The following is a 20,839-nucleotide window of genomic DNA, read 5'->3' as shown; positions in this document are numbered from 1 at the left end:
CTTAGAGTAACTGCTGCAGGTGCTTGGTAATTTCTTCTTGATTAAGTTCTGATTGCGAACTCGATACTTCTAGCAATTGATTGGCTCCTCGATAGGAGTGCCACATCTTGGGCATGATCTTTGTCTGTTTACTCAGCATGCCTGCTAAATGACTCATACCACTTTTAGAGCCAATGAGAATATCAGCGTTTAGTAGGTGATGAAACGTACTCTTGAAGTCACTATCAATGTGTTCATGAACTGCATGCGGTGTATTTTCAAAATGCGATTTCCAGGAAAATAGCGCACTACTTTCCGAGTGATATTTTCCGTCTTTGCCCTCACTGAAAATATGAATAGCTAGATCTTTTTGGGTATTGCGAATGATCGTATTGAGGATTTCTAGATACCAAGCATCAGGCAGCATTCTTGAGGAAAGATCAGAAAACTGACGACCTGGTAACAGGTCTCCACGGCGGATGTGGACAGCAATATTCAATTTATTTGGATCGAATGTGAGTGAGATAGGGTGTTGCTTACGTGCTTCGGAGTAGGCATTGAGGAACCAATCTCTAGTAGAGGCATATTCGTAGTCGCCAAAGCGGTTATTGCTAATTCTGAAGGCGGTATTTGGCTCGGGATGATTTTGGATGAAATCATCTATCGCTTTATAAATGAGTTCATCATTTTGCTCATTCGAAGGGATATGGATTTCAAAAGCAGGCAGCTCTATGAGCTTAATTTTTCCACGCCGAATCCTTTGCTCCACTTCTTCACGGCTAGCAAGTAGAGTTTTGGGGTCAAGCATTTCATTGAGGTCATTCCCAATGTTGTGCGTTTCATTGGCGCGTCGTCCTCGCAGTTTTCGTATACCCTGCTTGAGTTTCCATCGCAAGGATTGGTTATGAGACTTAGTAAGCTGTGTCTCAGAGTAAGCAAGCTGGAGATTATTACGCTCGGCAATTTTAAGAGCACGGTTTAGGATGCCCATCGAGTGGCCAATGCCGGCATCGGGATTGTCGTAATCGAGAATAAAACGATTAAGCATGATTCAGGTCTTTGAGAATCTTACTGATAATCGTTGAGACATAGCTAGCGGTGTCAAACTCCATTGCCTTTGTGCTTGAAAGGAAGTCACGAATACTTTCTTGGTATTTTGTGTATTCATGTTCATCAATATTCAATAAGAAGCGATGAACTTCAACCGTATTCTTAAAGTCTCTTCGGTCTATGAAGCAGGATTTGGGAATATGCTGGCTGATTGTGCTGGAGCCCCAGTAGACTGGAACACAGCCACCAAAAAAACAATCAAATATTTTTTCACTAATGTAATCAGGCAAATTGGCTACATTCTCGTAACAGTAGGCAAATTTCGTTTGGCGATAGATCAATTCTTTGTCGGGTACTTCGCCAGCGTAACTTGGAAAAGGTTTGTATGCAAAAAGCTGGCTTGCCAGGCGCTTCATTCGCCTAGCTACTTTCTCAGCAGGAGTAAAAGCGGGCTCTGGCTTGCCCCAACCCAAACCATACAAGGAGAAATATTCAGGGGCGTTAGTCTCATACCAGCGGATCACTTCTAGACGTTCCCGATAGAGATCATTTTCTAGACCCTTAGGAAATGCTTTATTCGCATTAATGATGCAAGAAAAAATGGGCCTCTCGGAAAACGAGGGTGTAGGCAGACTTCTCACCTGATTGGGGATGAAGACGTGGCTGACATTTGGTAAGTTTGCAAAGTCCGCATTCCAAGTAAAGACTCCGTTGAACTGGCTTAAATACCCTCTATCTTTATTCAGTGGGCAAATATGGGGGTTTTCAGTGGCAATCAGGTATTTTGGCTCAGAAATTTGGCCTAGAGCTTGGCCGTCGTGCAAAATACTAAAAGCAATTTCACGACCTTCATTGACGTCTGGATTGTTTAATTCAATACCGTGCTTCAGAAACTCTGATCTTAGTAATCTGTTGGTAAAGGTGGGGTTGTAGGTATGATGTCTATCGACTTCCTCAAAAGAGGCATTTTTTACCCTATCAGGTTGATAGTAATTGGCAAATAACATTTTTATATGACTCTAATTAAGTTTCGAAAACCTGCTCGTAAGGCAATTGCCGACTCCAAAATTTTGCTGGCTGGCCCGATTAGGAATGTGGCACATACGATTCAAAATGAGGTTGAAACCTTAGTTGCAAGTCTTGGTAACTTCAAGGAAATACATTGCTTTGTAGTTGAGAGCGATTCTAGTGATGATACCCCGAAAAAATTAGAAGAACTACAGGGTGTTATTAAAAACTTCTCATTTGTTAGTGTTGGTAATTTAAGCAATCAATATCCAAGGCGTACCGACCGAATTGCTTTGTGCAGAAATTTGATTATTGATGCAGTGGCTTCAAAGCCAGAATATGCTGACATTGATTACATTGCCATGGCCGATTTGGATGGCATGAATGCACTGGTTACTCCTGCAAAAATTGCCCAATGCTGGGAGGTAGATGAGCCTTGGGATGTTATTACTGCAAATCAGTTGGGTGAGTATTATGACATTTGGGGATTAAGCCACCCTTACTGGAATCCAATGGATTGCTGGGAGCAAAAGCATCGATTGGAAAATATTTTGGGTAATGATATGGCTCAAAATATTGCAGTGACATGCAAACAGTCACCCATTGATCCAAGGGCAGATCTGATTGAAGTTGACTCTGCTTTTGGCGGCTTAGGTATCTATACGCGTGAATCATTTCTAGCTGGCAGATATGCGGGCACGGATGATCAAGCGGACGGCATTGATGTCGCTGACCACATTCCATTTCATCGTGATTTACGCCAAAAAGGCTATCGTATTTTCATTAACCCAGCCTTGATTAATTGCGATAAGACGCCTGGTGGCACGGTAGAGCAGGTTCCTCTGCCCAAGGCGAGAGGCGGATTAAAATTGGTGCAGAAATTAGGGATTCTGCTCTTTGGCAAGAAGCGCTTTAATAAGTACCTGCAATTAATGCAAACACCTTAGTAGGCTAGTTGCATTGTTGCTTAGTTAAATTGGCACTCACTCATTTAATGGATTAAAAATGATATTAGTTACTGGCGGCGCAGGCTTTATTGGTGGCAACTTTGTTTTGGACTGGCTCAAGATTCCAACGAATGAAGGTGTTATTAATTTAGACAAGCTCACTTATGCAGGAAACCTTGCAACGCTAGAGTCTTTAAAAGATGATCCCCGCCATGTTTTTGTTCATGGTGATATTGGCGATATAGAATTAGTTGCTAAGCTATTAAGAAAACATCAGCCTAGGGCTATTGTGAACTTCGCTGCTGAGAGTCATGTGGATCGATCTATTCATGAGCCAGCAGAATTTGTAACAACCAATATTGTGGGTACGTTTAATTTATTAGAGTGCGCGCGTGAATATTGGAATGACCTTGATGCAGGTGGAAAAGAGCACTTTCGCTTTCATCATGTGTCTACTGACGAGGTGTATGGCTCTCTGTCTTTGACAGACCCCGCCTTTACAGAAACAAATTCTTATGAGCCTAATAGTCCTTACTCGGCATCTAAAGCGGCTTCTGATCATTTGGTGCGTGCATGGTTCCACACCTATAGATTCCCAGTAGTGACAACGAATTGTTCTAATAACTATGGCCCTTATCACTTTCCCGAGAAGTTAATCCCGTTAGTGATATTGAATGCGCTCAATAGCAAGCCATTGCCTATCTATGGTGATGGCCAGCAAATTCGTGATTGGCTGTATGTTGGCGATCACTGCTCTGCTATTCGGGAAGTATTGGCTAAAGGTAAATTAGGCGAGACCTACAACATTGGTGGCTGGAATGAAAAAGCTAATATTGATGTAGTGAAAACGATCTGTCGGATTCTGGACGAGCTCAAACCTCGTGCTGACGGCAAATCATATGTAGACCAAATCACGTTTGTAAAAGATCGACCTGGTCATGATCGTCGTTATGCGATTGATGCGAGCAAAGTAGAGCGAGAGCTTGGCTGGCGTCCGGCGGAAACCTTTGATACAGGTATACGTAAAACAGTGCAGTGGTATTTAGACAATCCGATCTGGATTGAGGGTGTAGTGAGTGGCACATATCGCGACTGGCTGCAAAAGCAGTACAACTAAATCCACTAACCCTTTAAATAAGCACTAAATACTCAGTGAATATTTTAGTTTTCGGAAAAGACGGACAGCTCGGCAAGGCTTTCAAAGCACTTTTTGACTCACAGACTATTACTAAAAATGTAGTTATTCAATATGTTGGTCGTGCTGATTGTGATTTAAGTGACGCAAACGCTTTAAGCAATTTACTTCTCAAGACAAGTCCTGACCTGATCATTAATGCTTCTGCCTATACAGCGGTAGACAAAGCCGAAAATAATGTTGAGATGGCGTTTGCTATCAACGCCCGCGCACCAGAGCTAATGGCTAAATACGCTTCTGAACATGGTGCAACTTTTTTGCATTACTCGACAGACTATGTATTTGATGGTGGCAAGAGTGGTTGGTATATCGAGAGCGATGAGCGCAATCCTTTAAGTATTTATGGCAAAAGTAAGACTGCTGGTGAGATTGCAGTAGAGGAAGTATTTGCAAATGTAGCTTCTAGCCACTTTGCTATTTTTAGAACCAGCTGGGTCTATGGTGCTGGTGGGAATTTCATACGTACGATGTTGCGTTTAGCAAAAGAACGCGATGAGTTAAAAGTCGTTCATGATCAGCGTGGTGTGCCAACGAGTGCAGATTGGCTTGCCAAGGTGAGCCTTGCGTTAGTGCTTGACTCCCAATTCCAAATCAAGCCATTTACATCGGGCATCTATCACGCAGTACCTGCTGGTGAAACGACATGGCATGGCTTGGCTTGTGCGGCGGTTCAGGCTGCCCTAGATGCTGGCATAGCCCTCAAAGCTAAACCAGGGTGCATTAAGCCTATTCTGGCGGCTGAATACCCGCTTCCAGCCCTTAGGCCTGCAAATTCCCGTATGGCTAACCGTAAATTACAGTTAGCCCTATCAGGCGGCCTTTCTGACACTTCAAACTCTTATAATCAAGCTCAAAATATGTCTAATTTCCCAGCTTGGGATGGCATGGTTCAGCAATATGTATCTCAGTTGGCTAAAGAAGGTTTGATTTAAGGCCTTTCGTAGCTCAGTTTGGATTCGCTCAAATAAGGTGAAGTTCGCAATGACAGTAAATCGCAAGGGAATTATTTTAGCTGGCGGATCAGGTACTCGTCTTTATCCAGTGACGCAGGCCATATCTAAGCAATTGATGCCTGTATATGACAAGCCGATGGTTTACTACCCATTAAGCACTTTGATGCTTGCTGGTATTCGTGACATTCTCTTAATTTCTACGCCGCACGATACGCCGCGCTTCTCTGAGCTTTTAGGTGATGGTTCACAGTGGGGCCTTAATATTGAATATTGTGTGCAGCCTTCGCCAGATGGCTTGGCTCAAGCTTTTACTCTAGGTAAAAACTTTGTTGGCAACTACCCAAGCGCTTTGGTTCTCGGTGACAATATTTTCTATGGCCATGAACTAGTTGATCAGCTTAATAGTGCAAATGACCGTAGTGTTGGTGCAACCGTGTTTGCTTATCACGTCAATGATCCAGAGCGTTATGGTGTAGTGGAGTTTGATAAGGACTATAAAGCGCTCTCTATTGAAGAGAAGCCATTAAAGCCCCGAAGTAGTTATGCTGTGACTGGATTGTATTTCTATGACAATCAAGTTTGCGATATTGCTGCTGCGATTAAGCCTAGCGCTCGTGGTGAGCTCGAGATTACTGATGTGAATCGTACTTATCTAGAAAAGAATGAGTTGAATGTAGAAATCATGGGCCGTGGTTTTGCTTGGCTGGATACCGGAACGCATGATTCTTTATTGGATGCCGCTGGTTTTATTGCGACCCTACAAAAGCGCCAGGGCTTGATGGTGGCCTGTCCGGAGGAGATTGCTTATCGCCAAGGATGGATTACTGCTGAGACGGTACAAAAGGTTGCATCCCAGTTAAGTAAGAATAGTTATGGACAATACCTAACAAAGATTTTGAATGAGCTCAATAGCTCAGCTCAGCCAATTTCTCTTTCCGCTAAAAAGCCAGGAAAGTAAACATGTCATCAAAGTTGCAAATTACCTCGACAGCCATTCACGATGTATTGATCGTAGAGCCAAAAGTATTTGGTGATGAGCGTGGCTGGTTTACCGAATCATTTAATGAGCTCGATTTTGCTGCCGCTACTGGTTTTGATGTGCAGTTTGTTCAGGACAATCACTCTTTCTCGCGTCAGTGGACATTACGTGGCCTGCATTATCAGCTCGAGCAAACACAAGGCAAGCTGGTGCGTGTGGTGGTAGGTAGCGTTTTTGATGTGGTGGTAGATATTCGCAAGGATTCGCCAACATATGGCAAATCGGTTGGCGTTGAGCTCAGCGCTCAAAACCATAAGCAATTGTGGATTCCAGAAAAGCTTGCACATGGCTTTTTGGTACTTTCAGATACAGCAGAGTTTTTATATAAAACTACTGACTACTATCACCCACAAAGTGAGGTTTGCCTGGCTTGGAATGACCCTACGGTCGGTATTGAGTGGCCTTTGCCTAGTGGTATTCAGCCTAATATGAATGCTAAAGATATGACGGGTCTCTCATGGGATGCTGCGCCTAAGTTCTAATCTCCTGTGCTGGCTGTAAAAGATAAGATAATGCTCTTATGAGCGATTTATCGACCCATTCTCAACAGACCAAGATTCTCTTGGTCAAATTGTCATCTTTAGGGGATGTTCTTCACAATCTTCCGATTGTGTGGGATTTACGGGCGCGTTTACCAAACGCTCAAATTGATTGGGTGGTTGAAGAGGGTTATGTCCACTTGCTCACGCCATTGCTTTCTAAGGATGGTTTTAAGGGTATCGATCGCATCATTCCTTTTGGTTTACGTCGGTGGAAAAAGAATCTTCTTCGGTTATCTACCTGGAAAGAGTTTTTTACATTTAAGAAAACCCTGCAAGAAACATCCTATGACGTCATTATTGAAACCCAAGGTTTACTGAAGTCAGCCATTGTTTGCTCGTTAGCCAAAAAGACTCCAAATGCAGTGATAGCGGGCTTGGCTAATGCAACCGAGTTTTCTGGATATGAGCCTATAGCCAGATCTTTTTACGATCAGTCTGCACAAGTGCCAGTTCAGTGTCATGCTGTGGATCGTTCGCGATGGGTAATGTGCTCAGCATTAGATTGGCCGCTACTAGAACGTACAAGCGCCCCGCAGTTTTATCCTGATGAATATATTCAATCATTGCAGTTGTCTGATAAACCTATTGCCCAGCAGTTAGCCGATCCTTATGTGTTATGTTTTCACTCCACCGCGAGAGAAGCTAAACGCTGGCCTAATAGCCATTGGATAGCTTTAGGAAAAACATTGGCTGCTCAAGGTTATCAAGTTGTTTTGCCTTGGGGTAATTTAGCTGAGCAAGCGGTTAGCAAAGAAATTGCTGCGCAGATTCCGAATGCATTAGTGCCCCCAGCATTTTCTATAGAGGATGCTTTTGTGATTATTGCTGGTGCTGCATTAACGATAGGGGTCGATACCGGTCTAACGCACTTGGCTGCAGTGTTGAAAAGGCCGACAGTTGAAATTTATTGCGATTCACCGCTCTGGAAAACAGAGGGGTACTGGTCCAGCAATATTCGTAATGTAGGGGATATTCAAAAATCACCTTCAGTAGCGCAAGTTCTACAGGCTGCTATTGAATTACTCTCTTGAGTCTGAATGCTACTTAGCGCAGTAAAGAGTTAATAGAGATCAAGTCTTCATCAGTTAAAGCAGCTGCGTGCGCCTTTAACCTAATCGCGTTCAGAATCGTGTTGTAGCGGGCTTGTTGTAACAAAGAGCGTGTATTAATTAACGAATCGAGTGCTATCAATACATCAATATTAATTAAGGTGCCCACCTGAAAGCCAAGCTTGCTTGATTCAAGGGCAGATGATGATGAGCGTTCAGCAGCTTCATATGCTTTGACACTTGCTAGACCACCATAAAAGCCGGTAAAAGCAGCGCGTGTACTTTGAGCAGCTGTACGTCGATAGTTGTCATAGTTTGCTTTTGCCGCATCTAGTAGAGCAGCATTTTGGCGAATGACTGAGCTGTTGTAGCCACCCGATACCAATGGGATAGTCATCTGCAGGGCTACAGTATTATTGTATACATTGGTATTAGCTGGGGTGTAATTATTGGGTGTGCCATTTGAGGTGTTATAGCCTGATGTGCCAACAAAATTAACTGTTGGGTAATTTAAAGCCTGTGCGCCACGATATGTACTCTCAGCAAGACTGACAGAAAGTTGACCTGCTAAGACATTAAAATTTGCGACTTCTGCTTGATTAATCCAATCATCTAGCGTTTGACCTGGGGGCAAATGAGGATTGACGCTATCTGCAATGGGATTACCCTTGACATCTTTTGCTTTGCTACGTGGATCTTTTAATACACCTTCAATCTTGGCGTCTTTCATTAGCGGCTTTAAAGCGCCTACGGGTCGACCAACAATCTGTTCGAGGGCGCCACGCTTCACAATCAGGTCTGCCTGCGCAGCAATCTCTTGGGAGGTTGCTAAATCCATAGCAGCTTGTGCGGTATTGACATCCACAATAGTTGCTAAGCCTGCATCAAATTTCGCTTGAGCAACTTCAAGCTGTTGTTTGATTAAATTTTTTTTGTTCTTATAGAGCGCTACGTTATCTTGGCTTGTTAGTGCATCAAAATAGGCTTGAGACACACGCAAAATTAAATCTTGTTGTGCTGAGAAAAAGCGCATATCTGCCAACTTAGTATTAAGATCTCCTTGCTTGAACAGCTCAAGCGCAGCTACATTAAATACAGGCTGCGTTAAGGTGACGGTATAACTTTTTTGATCAAAGACTCTGGAGTTGCCCGCATTATTAGATACTTGAGTATTGCCAGTGCCATGTTGGTAATAACGCGTGCCACCCGGAGTGGCATTGGCTTGAGGCATTAGCAATGAAAATCCCTGCCAGTACAGCTCTTTACTTGCTTGGTAATTAAAGCGTGCAGCAGTTAATACCGGATCACTGAAAGCGGCTTCTTGATAAAGCTGAAGTAGATCGCTCAATTGGCTATTGTTATCAACAGCTTTGTTTCCATTTAAATTGGACGGGGCCGCAACCATTGGTAATGCTGGCTTGGGAGGGAGTGGCGCAATTTGTGGCGGCTGATCTAGACCAATGAGGGTTGAAGCACTCATTGGAGTCGGTGGAGAAGTTTTGGCGGCGCCATTCGGGCTTTGAGCCATTGCGTTGCCGTTCCAGGCATTCCAGCCAAGCGCTTGACTTAGGATCAAACTAAAGGCGGTAAGTCTAGAAAGACTAAAGCGGCTTGCGGTCATTTAATTAGGGTACTTTTTAATGTGCCATGCAGTTTAAGGCCAATTTATTCAAATTGCATATTTAGACACTATTTTGCCAAAACCTCTAGATTAGCTCTGTATGCCTATAAAATTTGGCCATGGATCTAATTTTGTTGCTAAAAGCAGTCATTCTAGGGGTGGTAGAGGGTTTAACGGAGTTTTTGCCGATCTCCAGTACGGGCCACCTCATTTTGGTCGGTGACTTGCTGGACTTTAATGATGAGCGAGGCAAGGCCTTTGAGGTCATAATTCAGTTTGGAGCTATCTTGGCGGTTTGCTGGGAATTCCGAGAAAAGCTACTGAAAGTGACCACTTCTTTTTCTGGCAGTTCTGACTCTCGCCGCTTTGTACTCAATTTATTGATTGCCTCCATTCCTGCTATGGGTTTAGCTTTCTTGTTTGGCAAGTTTATTAAGGCGGTATTGTTTGCGCCCATTCCAGTGGCTAGTGCATTTATCTTAGGCGCGCTAATTATTTTTTGGACCGAACGTCGTCAGCAAAAAATGACCGTCATAGAGAGTCATATCAAATCAATTGATGACTTAAGTGCATTGGATGCACTTAAGGTTGGTCTGGCCCAATGTGCCGCACTCATACCGGGAACATCGCGCTCTGGTGCAACGATTATTGGCGGTATGTTATTTGGTCTTCCTCGTGCTGTGGCTACCGAGTTTTCTTTCTTTCTAGCAATTCCGGTGATCGGTGGTGCTACAGCTTATGAATTGCTCAGGCTCTGGAAAGCGCCGGTATCCTTTTCTGGTGAGTTCTCGATAGCAATTGCAGCAGGTTTTGTATCTGCCTTTATCTCAGCCTTTGTTTGTGTTCGCTGGTTGATTCATTATGTGGCGCATCACAATTTCATCCCCTTTGCGTGGTATCGAATCGCTTTTGGATTATTGGTCTTATTTACTTCGTATACTGGCCTGATTGCTTGGTCGCATTAATCTCACGAACATCTCCTATTAAAGTTAACGAACAATATGGACGCATCAATAGACGCAATTACCAATAATATTCAGCTGGCATTAGCCCCTGTATTTTTATTGACTGCAGTTGCCACTTTAATCAATGCCATTTCTGGACGTCTGGCGCGATCTGTGGATCGTATGCGCGAGATCAGAGGGGCTATTGAAGAGGGTAAAGTAAAAGATGGCGTACTGTTACAGCATATGAATAAAGAGGCGGATGAGGCCAAAATTCGTGGTCGTCTTTGCACTGCCGCCATCTTTTTTGATGTACTGAGCGGAGTGTTTATTTCATTAACTGTGCTGGAGTTATTTTTCTTTCAAGCGGGCGCAGTGCGATCTCTGCAGACTACCTATGTGATCTGGACATTTGTCCTGGGCCTGATTTTTTTCATGACTTCTTTGTCAATTGTATTGACTGAAGTTGTCTATGCCTACAGATCGGCTGGCTGGAATAATCCTAAATTTGATTAATTGCTGATTCGATAAAATAATACTCTCTTTAAAAGACTAACTATGAACAAAATCCTCATCACTGGTGGCGCTGGCTTTCTAGGCTCGCATCTTACTGAAAAACTCCTTAAAGAGGGTAATGACGTATTGGTGGTGGATAACTACTTTACGGGCACCAAAGAGAACTTGGCTCATTTATTGCCTAATCCTCGCTTAGAGCTCATGCGTCATGATGTGACGTTTCCACTGTATGTAGAAACAGATCAAATCTATAACCTCGCTTGCCCAGCTTCTCCAGTGCATTATCAGTACGATCCAGTGCAAACAACCAAGACAAGCGTGCACGGCGCTATCAATATGCTGGGTCTGGCTAAAAGAACTCGGGCACGTATCTTGCAAGCCTCTACGAGTGAAGTGTATGGCGACCCAGAAGTGCACCCTCAGCCAGAAGAGTATTGGGGCAAGGTCAATCCAATTGGTATTCGCTCTTGCTACGATGAAGGTAAGCGCTGTGCTGAAACCCTCTTTTTTGACTACAACCGTCAACACAATTTAGATATTAAGGTCGTGCGTATTTTTAATACCTATGGTCCTCGTATGCACCCTAATGATGGTCGCGTAGTTAGTAACTTCATCGTCCAGGCATTACAAGGAAAAGATATCACCATTTATGGCGATGGTCAGCAAACCAGAAGCTTTTGTTATGTCGATGACTTAATAGATGCTATGGTCAAAATGATGAACTCAGAAAAAGGCTTTACTGGTCCAGTTAATATTGGCAATCCTGGCGAGTTCACGATGCTGCAGCTAGCTGAAGCGGTTCTAAAACTCTCTGGCAGTAAATCCAAGATCATCCATCAATCATTGCCTTCAGATGATCCTAAGCAGCGTCAGCCCAATATTGAGTTAGCAAAAGCGAAACTAGGCTGGGAGCCAAAGGTAAATTTAGAAGATGGCCTTAAAGAAACGATCGCTTACTTTAAGAAGGTAGTGGGGTAAGCCATTGAGCAAAGTGGATAGCCCAACTCCAGAAAAGCACTTTGACCGTATTCGTTCATTTGTATTAAGGGCAGGCAGAACGACTGCTGGACAGCAACGCGCTATCGATGAGTTAGGCCCACAGTTTTTACTTTCTTTTAAAGAAGCTCCCCTCGATTTAGTGAGTGCTTTTGGTGGTTCTGCCAAGCCTAAAATTTTGGAAATTGGTTTTGGTATGGGAGAGGCTACTGCCAAAATCGCAGCACTTCGGTCAGATGATGATTTCTTAGGAATTGAAGTCCATCCGCCTGGGGTTGGCGCTTTATTGAAGCTTATTGGTGAAGGCCAGCTCACTAATCTGCGAGTCATTCGTCATGATGCGGTTGAGGTCCTTGAAAAAATGATTGCTCCTAATAGATTGGACGGCATTCATATTTATTTTGCTGACCCTTGGCATAAAAAGCGTCATCACAAGCGTCGTCTGATACAGGCGGAGTTTGTGCGTTTATTGGTTTCTCGTTTAAAGCCTGGTGCTTACTTACATTTAGCAACAGATTGGCATAACTATGCTGAGCAGATGCTTTTAGTATTGAATGCAGAGACTGCTTTACAAAATACCTCAAATGAATTGGTGAAGATTGAGACTTTTGATCTCTCCGATATTGCCAAAGCAGATGAAACTCCAAATGAATTCAAACCTACGTTAGAGCAACTCAATGCTCAGCATGCTGGATATGTGCAAAGACCAGCTTATCGTCCGGTGACGAAGTTTGAAAACCGTGGTGTCAAGCTCGGTCACGGTGTATGGGATTTGGTCTACAAGAAAAAATAAGAAAAATAAGCCAATTCAATTCCGGAAGAATTAAATTGGCTGTTATTGCTGGGTGTCTATAAACCTACGCAGACATACTTCATCTCTAAATACTCGTCCATACCGTAAAGGCTACCTTCGCGACCTAGGCCCGATTGCTTGATGCCGCCAAAAGGAGCGACTTCATTGGAGATTAGGCCTGTGTTTACACCAACCATGCCGTATTCTAAGGCTTCAGCTACTTTCCAGACGCGACCAATATCACGGCTATAGAAATAAGAGGCCAAACCAAATTGGCTGCTATTAGCAAGCTTGATAACCTCCTCATCACTCTCAAAAGGAATGATGGGTGCTATTGGGCCAAAGGTTTCTTCATAGGTAATGAGCATATGGCTATTCACATTGGACAGGATGGTTGGCTCATAGAAGTTTTTGCCCTCAACAGATGGCTTGCCGCCAGTCACCAATGTGGCTCCTTTGCTCAATGCATCGGCTACATGCTTTTTCACTTTTTCTAGTGCGGCAGTTTCAATCAGTGGGCCCTGAGTAACGCCGGCCTGCATACCGTTACCAACCTTAATGATTTCTAGTGCTTTAGCGAACTTTTCCACAAAAGCATCTTGTACTTTTTTGTGTACATAAAAGCGATTGGCGCATACACAAGTCTGACCCGAGTTTCTAAATTTAGAAGCCATAGCACCACTGACAGCCGCATCGATATCAGCATCGTCAAACACAATAAAAGGGGCGTGCCCACCAAGCTCTAGCGCTAATTTTTTTACTGTTGGCGCACATTGTTCCATGAGGATGCGACCAACTTCTGTGGAGCCTGTGAAAGAGAGGTGACGTACTTTAGGTGACGCACACAATGTTTTACCAATAGCGATTGATTGATTGGCATCAGCAGTGACAATATTAATGACCCCATCTGGAATCCCTGCGCGCTTACCAAGCTCTGCCAAAGCTAATGCAGATAATGGAGTCAGTTCAGCAGGCTTAATCACAATGGTGCAGCCGGCAGCCATTGCTGGAGCAATCTTGCGAGTGATCATAGCAATTGGAAAATTCCAAGGCGTGATCGCCACGCAAACCCCAATTGGTTGCTTTAGAACCATCAAGCGCTTATCACTCCAGGTGGTGCTCAAAATAGATCCTTCGACCCGTTTTGCTTCTTCTGCAAACCACTCCACAAAAGAAGCGCCGTAAACCACTTCACCTACCGCTTCGGCCAGAGGCTTGCCTTGTTCGAGCGTCATGAGTGTGGCTAAATCTTGAGTGTTCGCAATAATAAGATCAAACCACTTGCGCATAATGGAGGCGCGTTCTTTAGCAAGCTTATTGCGCCATGCTGGTAAAGCTTTTTCTGCAGCAGCAATTGCACTCTCTGCATCTGCAGTTTCTAGATTTGTGACATTGGCAATAATTTCATCGGTAGCAGGATTATTGACTGCAAAGGTTTGTTTAGAGCTAACCCAGTTGCCATTAATAAAGGCTTTCTCTTTAAAAAGGCTTGAGTCTTTTAATTGAGTGCGAATGTCTATTTTTTGCATAATGTCCAACCTTGGTGTGTATGCAAATCATTTTATCCCCTAATAAATAAAAAAGCCTCCAGGCGTAAGGGCCTGAAGGCTTGTGTATTGATCTGGGGATTTATTGAATTAGCTAGCGGTTTTAGCCTGCCTGTATCTCGATACTGCGTAGTTTTTGGGCCAGGAGGTCTAATACGCCATTGACGTATTTATGACCATCAGTGCCCCCAAAGGTTTTGGCGAGCTCAACTGCTTCATTAATAGCTACTTTGTAGGGTACGGACAGATCAGCTGCCAACTCATAGGCCCCAATGAGTAATGCGGCATGCTCAACAGGGGAGAGTTCATTGATGGGGCGATCTAATGCCGGAGTGATGATGGCCTCTAGCTCATCTGTTCGGGCTAAAACACCATCAAAGATGCCTTGGAATAGGTCAAGCTGGCAACGGCGAAACGCAGGATCCTCGGATAGCTGTTTGGCGATAGCCGCCCCATTTGGGATGCTGCCAGCGCGGCGCATTACAAGACTCTGATACACACCTTGAAGAGCATATTCACGAGCACGACGTCGCGGGGTCAACGAGCGCTTTACTGGAGTCTTGGCATCCTTAGCTGCTACTAAGTTTTCTGGGTTGGGAATAGATTTAGACATTTGTTTACTTATTCTTCGCTCGAGTTTATTTCGATATCAATATCGGGCGTAAGCGCTAATGCTAAATTAGCCATTTCAACCACCGCTTGAGCGCACTCGGCACCTTTTACTTCTACGCGCGCATGCGCTTGTTCATCGGTGTCGCAAGTTAATACGCCATTGGCAATGGGTAAACCAGAGTCAATTGAAATACGTGTAATGCCTGCAGCAGATTCATTTGAGACTAATTCAAAGTGATAGGTTTCGCCGCGAATGACTGCACCAAGTGCAACCAAGCCATCAAACTCACCAGTCTCAGAAAGTTTTTGTAATGCAAATGGAATCTCTAGTGCGCCTGGCACAGTTACTAGTTTGATATCGGATTGATTGACGCCCAAGGCAATCAATTCATTAATGCAAGCGTTTGTTAGCGCTACGCAATGATCTTCATTAAAGCGTGCTTGTACAACGCCAATGCGTAGATCTTGACCATTTAAATCAGCTTCTAAAACGCCTACAAAATCATTGGTGGAGTCAGTCATAGTGTCTTCTAGATTAAAGGTTTAAATGGTGTGTAGCCTGTTACTTCAAGCTTGTAGCCGGAAAGACTTGGCACTGGACTTGGATTGGCTAGTAAGCGCATTTTTCCAACGCCAATGTCTTTTAGTATTTGCGCGCCAATACCGTAGCTTCTGAAGTCAGTTTTACGTGCCAAAGGTTTTTGCTCGGCATCATGGGTGCGATTGAGTTTTTGAAATTGGGCAAGCCAATCACTATCGCTTGGGGCGGCAACACCCGATGCGTTTAACAAAACTGCTACACCAGCAGGGGAGGCCGCAATTTCTTGAAGGGCTTTAGCTAGAGGCCAGGAGTGTGTGCTGACATTGGAATCTAAAAAATCCAAAACAGTCACGGGCTCATGAACGCGTACTAACGTTTCTTGTGCTTCAGAGGGCTTGCCATGGATTAGCGCAATATGAATGCATGAACTAGGCGTATCTCGATAGACGATGCCTTGGAATTTTCCCCATGGGGTAACAAATTCTCGAGTGCCTTCACGCACTACGATGCTTTCATGCTGGCTGCGATATTGAATTAGATCTGCAATGCTGCCAATTTTGAGTTGATGTTCCTTGGCAAATTCCAGCAGGTCTGGAAGACGAGCCATGCTGCCATCGTCTTTCATGATTTCGCAGATGACTGAAGTGGGTGAACAACCGGCCATAGCAGCAAGATCACAACCTGCTTCTGTATGTCCAGAGCGAATCAAGACCCCACCAGGTTGAGCCATCAAGGGGAATATATGTCCAGGTTGAACTAAATCGCTGGGCTTAGCATTTAGTGCTACTGCAGTTTTAATCGTGAGAGCACGATCTGCCGCTGAAATGCCAGTAGTTACACCTGTAGCTGCCTCAATTGAAACCGTAAAATTGGTGCCCATAGAAGTGCCGTTATCTCTCACCATCAATGGCAGGTTGAGTTGTTGGCAACGCTCTCGAGTCAGGGTTAAGCAAATCAAACCGCGGCCATGTTTAGCCATGAAGTTGACAGCTTCTGCAGTCACATGATCTGCGGCCAGCACTAAATCCCCCTCGTTCTCACGATCTTCTTCGTCGACAAGGATCACCATTTTGCCGGCACGTAGGTCGGCGATGATTTCTTCGGTGGAAGCTAGGGTATTTGGCATAGCCCTCTATTTTAAGCTCAGGATAGGGTTGCGGTGAGGTCTCACAGCAATATCCTGCCATTCTGACGGCAAGAGCCCAGCAAGACTGTTTTATCGGGCGTATGACCCTTGGAAAATGACCCATGACCATGCAAAACGGTAACTTCTGTATCAGCAGGGCAAAACGGCTAAATGGCTTTATTTTGCTTGAGGTCCTAGTGGCAATGAGCTTAATCATGGGTTCTTGGATGGCTGCCACTCACACCTATCAGAAATTAAGCCTTGTTCTAAAGCAACAAGAAGGCAAAAGATCTCAATTGAGAAGGGAATTAGATGCGCATGAAATTGGGAGCATAAAGAATGACGCTACTCGAGTGTCTAGTCGGAATCAGCCTATGCACTCTTCTGCTAAATCCGTTACTAAAGGCAAGCGCCCATTTGGTAAGCAAGCAAGTGGAATATGAAAAAACTCAATTATTGATCTCTGAGGCAGAGCGCGCACTAGAGTTAATAGGTAGAGCAATTCAGATGGCAGGCTATCAAAATATCAAGACTTATGACAAATATAAAAAAATAGATTCTTCACAGAAGTTTATTCAAGTCAATAAAAAGGCAGGGTATCGAGACTCGGATTCATTGAGTGTTCAGCATGCTTTATCCGATGACATAGATTTTGATTGCATTGGTAACACACTGACGAAAGAGCGAACCAGAAAAGATTTGGTGTATCAAGGTTTTGTAGTCGAGAGACAGGCGGGCATTGCCAAAGGTGCAAAGGTCAATGGCGGTTCACTCATTTGCCAGTCACTTGACCGCCAAGGAAGATTGCAAAACTCTACACTCATGAATGGAGTCAATCATCTGCTGATTGAGGAGAATCATAAGCCTCAGGGCTCTAGCAGCAAGGGTCAAAGAGTATATAAGATCAGTCTGCAAATGACAGATGGCGCTCTGCTTCAGATTGATTTAGAGAGAACTTTTGCCACTAGAAACTTACCGTGATTCTGGCTTGGATTATTTCTTTATTGCTACTTTACTCGTCTCTCATCGATTACATAGAGCGGCTGAGTGCTGTGCGTATGATTGAAGTGAATACGATAGATATGGCGCAGAAGAAATTTATCGCCGCTGAAAAAGCAGTGCAAGAATGTGAAGAACATATCACTACACTTTCATCATTACCTAGCAATCCGTGCGTCATTCAGTCTGTTGGAAATGATCGCTGGCTAATATCCAGTAAAGAAAAACCAGGTATTCAGATTGGTGTTCAGATCGATGAAAAAACAGGCGCTGTTACTCGTATCAATTGGCGTCAAGTTTTTGAATAAGACATTCTTTGACCAAAGTGGTTCGACACTATTGGAGTTAATGGCGGTTGTGTTGATCATTGCCCTTACTGTGGTGATGAGCATGCCGCTATTGCAAGAACAAATAGCTGCTCGTGAAATCGATGCGATTGCAAGACGGTTTATTGCCCATGCGCACTTTGCTCGCCAACAAGCTTTGAACATAAGACAGCCTGTCCTGTTGACGCCCCTTAAAGGCGGTTCTTGGGAGGACGGTTGGATTGTGCAAGGCTGGTGCTCTACAAAGCAAACAGAATCTAGTTGCCAGCCTAAGCGCTGGTTTTCTCAGGGAAGTATTGAGCCCGTTTACTTTAAGGGTGGGGGTAAGCAATTTACCGACCCACATTCTGACAAAAGGGGAGTTCTATTTAACACTGCGGGGGCGGCAAAGACCGGGCAAGGCGGGTTTGTAGCTAATCGCTTGATATTGGGTCATCAGAGGGCTGCACACCTAGAAAGGCAAATGATTCTGGGTAGTGGAGGGCGCTGGCGTATCTGCGATCCCTCACGAGATTCAAAGCGCTGCCATTGAATGGTTTAATAGACCCTATGTACAGCGCAGTTGACCACCAATGGATGAGTGAGGCTCTAGCCCAAGCTCAACAGGCCCTTTATCTTGCAAATCCTAATCCCCGGGTAGGATGCGTCATTGTTCGGGATGGCAAATTGATAGGAGGTGGTTCTACACAAGCGGTTGGCAAGGCGCATGCAGAAGTACAGGCTTTGGCTAATGCAAAGACTTTAGGTAACGATGTCGCTGGCTCAACAATCTACGTCACCTTAGAGCCTTGCAGTCACACTGGCAGAACACCTCCTTGCGTTGATGCTCTAATTGCCGCTAAACCAGCCAAAGTGATTGCCGCTATGTCTGATCCCAATCCTCTGGTGGCGGGTAAGGGTTTGGAAAAATTAAGAGCGGCTGGCATTGAAGTTCAGTGCGGTTTACTAGAGTCAGAAGCGCAAGCACTCAATCGCGGTTTTATTTCAAGAATGACGCGTGGCTTGCCATGGGTGCGCATGAAGATTGCAGCTAGTTTGGATGGTAAAACGGCGTTGCCCGATGGCCAAAGTCAATGGATTACTGGGCCGCTTGCAAGAGCCGACGGTCATCACTGGCGTGCACAAGCGTGCGCCATTGTGACGGGTGTAGGCACTGTCAAAGAAGATGATCCTAGTTTGAATGTGCGAGATGTAGATACTCAAAGGCAGCCAGTACGCATCATTATCGATTCCAAATTAGAAATACCACCCGCCGCTAAGATTTTGCAAAACCCAGATCAATCTGACGTCATGATTGTTTGTGCCAGTCTTGATGGTTCCGATATGAAAGCAAAAGCCAAGTCATTTGAAGGGCGCGGTATTCAGGTGATTGCGATGGCAAATGCGTTTGGCAAAGTCGATCTTACAGCGCTGTTTTCTTATCTCGCTAAAGAACGCGAGATGAATGAGATTCATGTTGAGTCTGGCTTTAAGCTCAATGGTTCAATGCTCAGAGAAGATTGTGTTGATGAGTTATTGCTCTACTATGCACCTTTCTTAATAGGTGAGGGTATCGGCATGGCCAATGTGGGGTTGATGAATTCATTAAGCTATCGCCAGAATTGGCAGATCATTGATCAAGCCCTTTTGGGTCCTGACCTGCGCTTACGTTTAATTAAGAACTAAAATCACCTTATGTTTACAGGAATCATTACTGCCGTCGGTCAAATTAAAAGCGCTCAAGCAAAGGGCGATGGTTTGCATCTCGTTATAGAGGTGCCAGATGGTTACTTGGATGATGTCGCTTTAGGCGATAGCATTGCTATTCAGGGTGCTTGTATGACGGCAACCGAGTTAACAAGCAACTCTTTCGCTTTGGATATTTCTCGTGAGTCTCTGAATAAAACGGTAGGCCTAGATAAAGTAGGTCAAGTTAATTTGGAGAAAGCATTGCGCTTGAATGATCGTCTTGGTGGTCATTTAGTGAGTGGGCACGTAGATGGCGTTGGTAAGGTGACTCACTTTTCTCAAGTGGCTAATGATGCTTATGGTTCTTGGTTGCTTCGGATTGAGGCGCCGAAAGAGCTCGCACCGTTTCTGGCATATAAGGGCTCTATTGTTGTAAATGGCGTGTCACTTACAGTGAATAAGACCGAAGATAGCGCTACTGCTTGTATTGTGGATATCAACATCATCCCGCATACCTTGCAAAATACTACTTTAGGTGCGCTTGTCCCAGAAGATGCCGTCAATCTAGAGATAGATCTGATTGCACGCTACGTAGCGCGCATGCTTGAGACACAAGCAAAATAATCTAGATAAATTTACTTAGTTTTTTGATAGCGAGTAGGGTCACTCACATTGGCCTGTGCAAAGCCAGCCTGTCTTAGGCGGCAAGATTCACACTCACCACAAGCCTCACCTAGATCATTTGCTTGATAGCAAGATACTGTTTGTGAGTAGTCAACACCCATGGTATTGCCTAGCTGAATGATTTGCGCTTTAGTAAGACTAATGATTGGTGCGTGTACCCTAAAGCGGTTTTCATCATTGATGGCTTCAACACCAGCTTTAGTTGCGAGGTTGGCCATATGCTCAAAAGACTTGACGTACTCAGGCCTGCAGTCTGGATAACCTGAGTAATCAACTGCATTGGCGCCATAGAATACGTCTAGACCACCCAATGATTCTGCCCAACCTAAAGCAAGTGATAACAAGATCGTATTGCGTGCGGGTACATAAGTGACTGGAATTTCTTGCTCCTTGCCTGGAGTAGTGGGTACTGCAATCGAAGAGTCGGTTAAAGCGGAGCCACCAAAACGGGTGAGATCTAGATTCACAACCTCATGACGAGCCACACCAATTTGTTTGGCAATATGCTTTGCTGCTGCTAGTTCTGAGGAGTGGCGTTGCCCGTAGCCTACGGAAAGTGCGTAAGGCGTATAGCCTAAATCTTTTGCTAGGGCCAATACGGTTGTGGAGTCTAGGCCACCAGAAAACAAGATCACTGCAGGGGCGCCAGGCTTGCGTGGCGCCAATGATTCAAATGCAGCGGATAGCTCGGACATTTCTAGTAT

The 20,839-nt window shown here is 44.5% G+C and carries 24 protein-coding genes; 16 read left to right on the top strand and 8 right to left on the bottom strand.

Annotated elements, in window-relative coordinates; genetic code table 11:
* Position 1: 1 nt before the first annotated feature.
* Both ICE93_RS00600 and ICE93_RS00595 read right to left on the bottom strand, forming a co-directional pair.
* A complete protein-coding gene (locus ICE93_RS00600; RefSeq protein ID WP_216184438.1) occupies positions 2–1,027 on the bottom strand; it encodes a hypothetical protein in 1,026 nt (341 codons plus the stop codon).
* Positions 1,020–2,036, bottom strand: coding sequence for a glycosyltransferase family 10 domain-containing protein (locus tag ICE93_RS00595; RefSeq protein ID WP_216184435.1), 1,017 nt, complete (start codon positions 2,034–2,036; stop codon positions 1,020–1,022). The genes ICE93_RS00600 and ICE93_RS00595 overlap by 8 nt, the downstream gene beginning before the upstream one ends.
* Positions 2,037–2,042: 6 nt before the next feature.
* Here ICE93_RS00595 and ICE93_RS00590 point away from each other — a divergent pair, with 6 nt between their 5' ends.
* From ICE93_RS00590 to waaC, 6 genes are read left to right on the top strand one after another with little or no spacing between them, the layout of a single operon-like run.
* Positions 2,043–2,984: a glycosyltransferase gene (locus tag ICE93_RS00590; RefSeq protein ID WP_216184432.1), complete on the top strand. Its 942-nt coding sequence runs from the start codon at positions 2,043–2,045 to the stop codon at positions 2,982–2,984.
* A gap of 58 nt (positions 2,985–3,042) precedes the next feature.
* A complete protein-coding gene (rfbB, locus tag ICE93_RS00585; RefSeq protein WP_216184430.1) occupies positions 3,043–4,101 on the top strand; it encodes a dTDP-glucose 4,6-dehydratase in 1,059 nt (352 codons plus the stop codon).
* A 35-nt stretch (positions 4,102–4,136) separates the two neighbouring features.
* Complete coding sequence (rfbD, locus tag ICE93_RS00580) at positions 4,137–5,111, top strand: dTDP-4-dehydrorhamnose reductase (protein ID WP_216184427.1); 975 nt, start codon at positions 4,137–4,139, stop codon at positions 5,109–5,111.
* A 49-nt stretch (positions 5,112–5,160) separates the two neighbouring features.
* The gene (gene rfbA, locus ICE93_RS00575; protein ID WP_216184425.1) at positions 5,161–6,090 is read left to right on the top strand and encodes a glucose-1-phosphate thymidylyltransferase RfbA; all 930 of its coding nucleotides are present in this window, start codon (positions 5,161–5,163) and stop codon (positions 6,088–6,090) included.
* A gap of 2 nt (positions 6,091–6,092) precedes the next feature.
* Complete coding sequence (gene rfbC, locus ICE93_RS00570) at positions 6,093–6,653, top strand: dTDP-4-dehydrorhamnose 3,5-epimerase (protein ID WP_216184422.1); 561 nt, start codon at positions 6,093–6,095, stop codon at positions 6,651–6,653.
* A 38-nt stretch (positions 6,654–6,691) separates the two neighbouring features.
* A complete protein-coding gene (waaC, locus tag ICE93_RS00565; protein WP_216184420.1) occupies positions 6,692–7,744 on the top strand; it encodes a lipopolysaccharide heptosyltransferase I in 1,053 nt (350 codons plus the stop codon).
* A 13-nt stretch (positions 7,745–7,757) separates the two neighbouring features.
* Here the strand turns inward: waaC and ICE93_RS00560 are convergent, their stop codons facing one another.
* The gene (locus ICE93_RS00560; RefSeq protein WP_216184417.1) at positions 7,758–9,383 is read right to left on the bottom strand and encodes a TolC family protein; all 1,626 of its coding nucleotides are present in this window, start codon (positions 9,381–9,383) and stop codon (positions 7,758–7,760) included.
* 119 nt (positions 9,384–9,502) lie between these two features.
* On the opposite strand from ICE93_RS00560, the gene ICE93_RS00555 reads away from it, so the two are divergent.
* From ICE93_RS00555 to trmB, 4 genes are read left to right on the top strand one after another with little or no spacing between them, the layout of a single operon-like run.
* A complete protein-coding gene (locus tag ICE93_RS00555; RefSeq protein WP_216184415.1) occupies positions 9,503–10,348 on the top strand; it encodes an undecaprenyl-diphosphate phosphatase in 846 nt (281 codons plus the stop codon).
* Between the two features lie 36 nt (positions 10,349–10,384).
* Positions 10,385–10,843 carry a DUF2721 domain-containing protein gene (locus ICE93_RS00550; protein WP_216184412.1) on the top strand — a complete coding sequence of 153 codons (459 nt, stop codon included), beginning with the start codon at positions 10,385–10,387 and terminating at the stop codon, positions 10,841–10,843.
* 42 nt (positions 10,844–10,885) lie between these two features.
* Positions 10,886–11,821: a UDP-glucuronic acid decarboxylase family protein gene (locus ICE93_RS00545; protein ID WP_216184409.1), complete on the top strand. Its 936-nt coding sequence runs from the start codon at positions 10,886–10,888 to the stop codon at positions 11,819–11,821.
* A gap of 4 nt (positions 11,822–11,825) precedes the next feature.
* Positions 11,826–12,632, top strand: coding sequence for a tRNA (guanosine(46)-N7)-methyltransferase TrmB (gene trmB / locus ICE93_RS00540; protein ID WP_216184406.1), 807 nt, complete (start codon positions 11,826–11,828; stop codon positions 12,630–12,632).
* Positions 12,633–12,688: 56 nt separating this feature from the next.
* Here the strand turns inward: trmB and ICE93_RS00535 are convergent, their stop codons facing one another.
* From ICE93_RS00535 to ribBA, 4 genes are all read right to left on the bottom strand, one after another.
* Positions 12,689–14,161, bottom strand: coding sequence for an NAD-dependent succinate-semialdehyde dehydrogenase (locus ICE93_RS00535; protein ID WP_216184403.1), 1,473 nt, complete (start codon positions 14,159–14,161; stop codon positions 12,689–12,691).
* 121 nt (positions 14,162–14,282) lie between these two features.
* Positions 14,283–14,792, bottom strand: a complete 510-nt coding sequence (gene nusB, locus ICE93_RS00530; protein ID WP_255554417.1) for a transcription antitermination factor NusB — start codon at positions 14,790–14,792, stop codon at positions 14,283–14,285.
* A gap of 8 nt (positions 14,793–14,800) precedes the next feature.
* Positions 14,801–15,313, bottom strand: coding sequence for a 6,7-dimethyl-8-ribityllumazine synthase (ribH, locus tag ICE93_RS00525; protein ID WP_216184400.1), 513 nt, complete (start codon positions 15,311–15,313; stop codon positions 14,801–14,803).
* Between the two features lie 8 nt (positions 15,314–15,321).
* Positions 15,322–16,458, bottom strand: coding sequence for a bifunctional 3,4-dihydroxy-2-butanone-4-phosphate synthase/GTP cyclohydrolase II (gene ribBA, locus ICE93_RS00520; RefSeq protein ID WP_216184397.1), 1,137 nt, complete (start codon positions 16,456–16,458; stop codon positions 15,322–15,324).
* Positions 16,459–16,580: 122 nt separating this feature from the next.
* On the opposite strand from ribBA, the gene ICE93_RS00515 reads away from it, so the two are divergent.
* Genes ICE93_RS00515 through ICE93_RS00490 form a run of 6 tightly spaced genes read left to right on the top strand, consistent with a single transcriptional unit; the run spans position 16,581 to position 20,075 of the window.
* Positions 16,581–16,901, top strand: a complete 321-nt coding sequence (locus ICE93_RS00515; RefSeq protein WP_216184394.1) for a hypothetical protein — start codon at positions 16,581–16,583, stop codon at positions 16,899–16,901.
* A complete protein-coding gene (locus ICE93_RS00510; RefSeq protein ID WP_216184392.1) occupies positions 16,891–17,439 on the top strand; it encodes a hypothetical protein in 549 nt (182 codons plus the stop codon). Before ICE93_RS00515 ends, ICE93_RS00510 begins: the two co-directional genes overlap by 11 nt.
* Complete coding sequence (locus tag ICE93_RS00505; protein ID WP_216184389.1) at positions 17,436–17,765, top strand: hypothetical protein; 330 nt, start codon at positions 17,436–17,438, stop codon at positions 17,763–17,765. Before ICE93_RS00510 ends, ICE93_RS00505 begins: the two co-directional genes overlap by 4 nt.
* The gene (locus tag ICE93_RS00500) at positions 17,758–18,315 is read left to right on the top strand and encodes a Tfp pilus assembly protein FimT/FimU (protein WP_255554415.1); all 558 of its coding nucleotides are present in this window, start codon (positions 17,758–17,760) and stop codon (positions 18,313–18,315) included. Before ICE93_RS00505 ends, ICE93_RS00500 begins: the two co-directional genes overlap by 8 nt.
* A gap of 17 nt (positions 18,316–18,332) precedes the next feature.
* Positions 18,333–19,448, top strand: coding sequence for a bifunctional diaminohydroxyphosphoribosylaminopyrimidine deaminase/5-amino-6-(5-phosphoribosylamino)uracil reductase RibD (ribD, locus tag ICE93_RS00495; RefSeq protein ID WP_216184386.1), 1,116 nt, complete (start codon positions 18,333–18,335; stop codon positions 19,446–19,448).
* A 9-nt stretch (positions 19,449–19,457) separates the two neighbouring features.
* Entirely contained in the window at positions 19,458–20,075 is a 618-nt protein-coding gene (locus tag ICE93_RS00490) for a riboflavin synthase (protein ID WP_216184383.1), read from the top strand.
* A gap of 11 nt (positions 20,076–20,086) precedes the next feature.
* On the opposite strand, the gene queC is transcribed toward ICE93_RS00490, so the two are convergent.
* A complete protein-coding gene (gene queC / locus ICE93_RS00485) occupies positions 20,087–20,830 on the bottom strand; it encodes a 7-cyano-7-deazaguanine synthase QueC (protein ID WP_216184380.1) in 744 nt (247 codons plus the stop codon).
* Positions 20,831–20,839 lie beyond the last annotated feature (9 nt).

Source organism: Polynucleobacter sp. MWH-HuK1, from assembly GCF_018881815.1.
GTDB lineage: Bacteria > Pseudomonadota > Gammaproteobacteria > Burkholderiales > Burkholderiaceae > Polynucleobacter.
The sequence above is the reverse complement of the archived record's forward strand: the minus strand, read 5'-3'. Positions and strand labels throughout refer to the sequence as shown.

Coding starts and splice junctions, on each gene's coding strand:
- ICE93_RS00600 (WP_216184438.1), bottom strand. CDS start 1,027: ATGCTTAATCGTTTTATTCTCGATTACGACAATCCCGATGCCGGCATT.
- ICE93_RS00595 (WP_216184435.1), bottom strand. CDS start 2,036: ATGTTATTTGCCAATTACTATCAACCTGATAGGGTAAAAAATGCCTCT.
- ICE93_RS00590 (WP_216184432.1), top strand. CDS start 2,043: ATGACTCTAATTAAGTTTCGAAAACCTGCTCGTAAGGCAATTGCCGAC.
- rfbB (WP_216184430.1), top strand. CDS start 3,043: ATGATATTAGTTACTGGCGGCGCAGGCTTTATTGGTGGCAACTTTGTT.
- rfbA (WP_216184425.1), top strand. CDS start 5,161: ATGACAGTAAATCGCAAGGGAATTATTTTAGCTGGCGGATCAGGTACT.
- rfbC (WP_216184422.1), top strand. CDS start 6,093: ATGTCATCAAAGTTGCAAATTACCTCGACAGCCATTCACGATGTATTG.
- waaC (WP_216184420.1), top strand. CDS start 6,692: ATGAGCGATTTATCGACCCATTCTCAACAGACCAAGATTCTCTTGGTC.
- ICE93_RS00560 (WP_216184417.1), bottom strand. CDS start 9,383: ATGACCGCAAGCCGCTTTAGTCTTTCTAGACTTACCGCCTTTAGTTTG.
- ICE93_RS00555 (WP_216184415.1), top strand. CDS start 9,503: ATGGATCTAATTTTGTTGCTAAAAGCAGTCATTCTAGGGGTGGTAGAG.
- ICE93_RS00550 (WP_216184412.1), top strand. CDS start 10,385: ATGGACGCATCAATAGACGCAATTACCAATAATATTCAGCTGGCATTA.
- ICE93_RS00545 (WP_216184409.1), top strand. CDS start 10,886: ATGAACAAAATCCTCATCACTGGTGGCGCTGGCTTTCTAGGCTCGCAT.
- ICE93_RS00535 (WP_216184403.1), bottom strand. CDS start 14,161: ATGCAAAAAATAGACATTCGCACTCAATTAAAAGACTCAAGCCTTTTT.
- nusB (WP_255554417.1), bottom strand. CDS start 14,792: ATGTCTAAATCTATTCCCAACCCAGAAAACTTAGTAGCAGCTAAGGAT.
- ribH (WP_216184400.1), bottom strand. CDS start 15,313: ATGACTGACTCCACCAATGATTTTGTAGGCGTTTTAGAAGCTGATTTA.
- ribBA (WP_216184397.1), bottom strand. CDS start 16,458: ATGCCAAATACCCTAGCTTCCACCGAAGAAATCATCGCCGACCTACGT.
- ICE93_RS00515 (WP_216184394.1), top strand. CDS start 16,581: ATGACCATGCAAAACGGTAACTTCTGTATCAGCAGGGCAAAACGGCTA.
- ribD (WP_216184386.1), top strand. CDS start 18,333: ATGTACAGCGCAGTTGACCACCAATGGATGAGTGAGGCTCTAGCCCAA.
- ICE93_RS00490 (WP_216184383.1), top strand. CDS start 19,458: ATGTTTACAGGAATCATTACTGCCGTCGGTCAAATTAAAAGCGCTCAA.
- queC (WP_216184380.1), bottom strand. CDS start 20,830: ATGTCCGAGCTATCCGCTGCATTTGAATCATTGGCGCCACGCAAGCCT.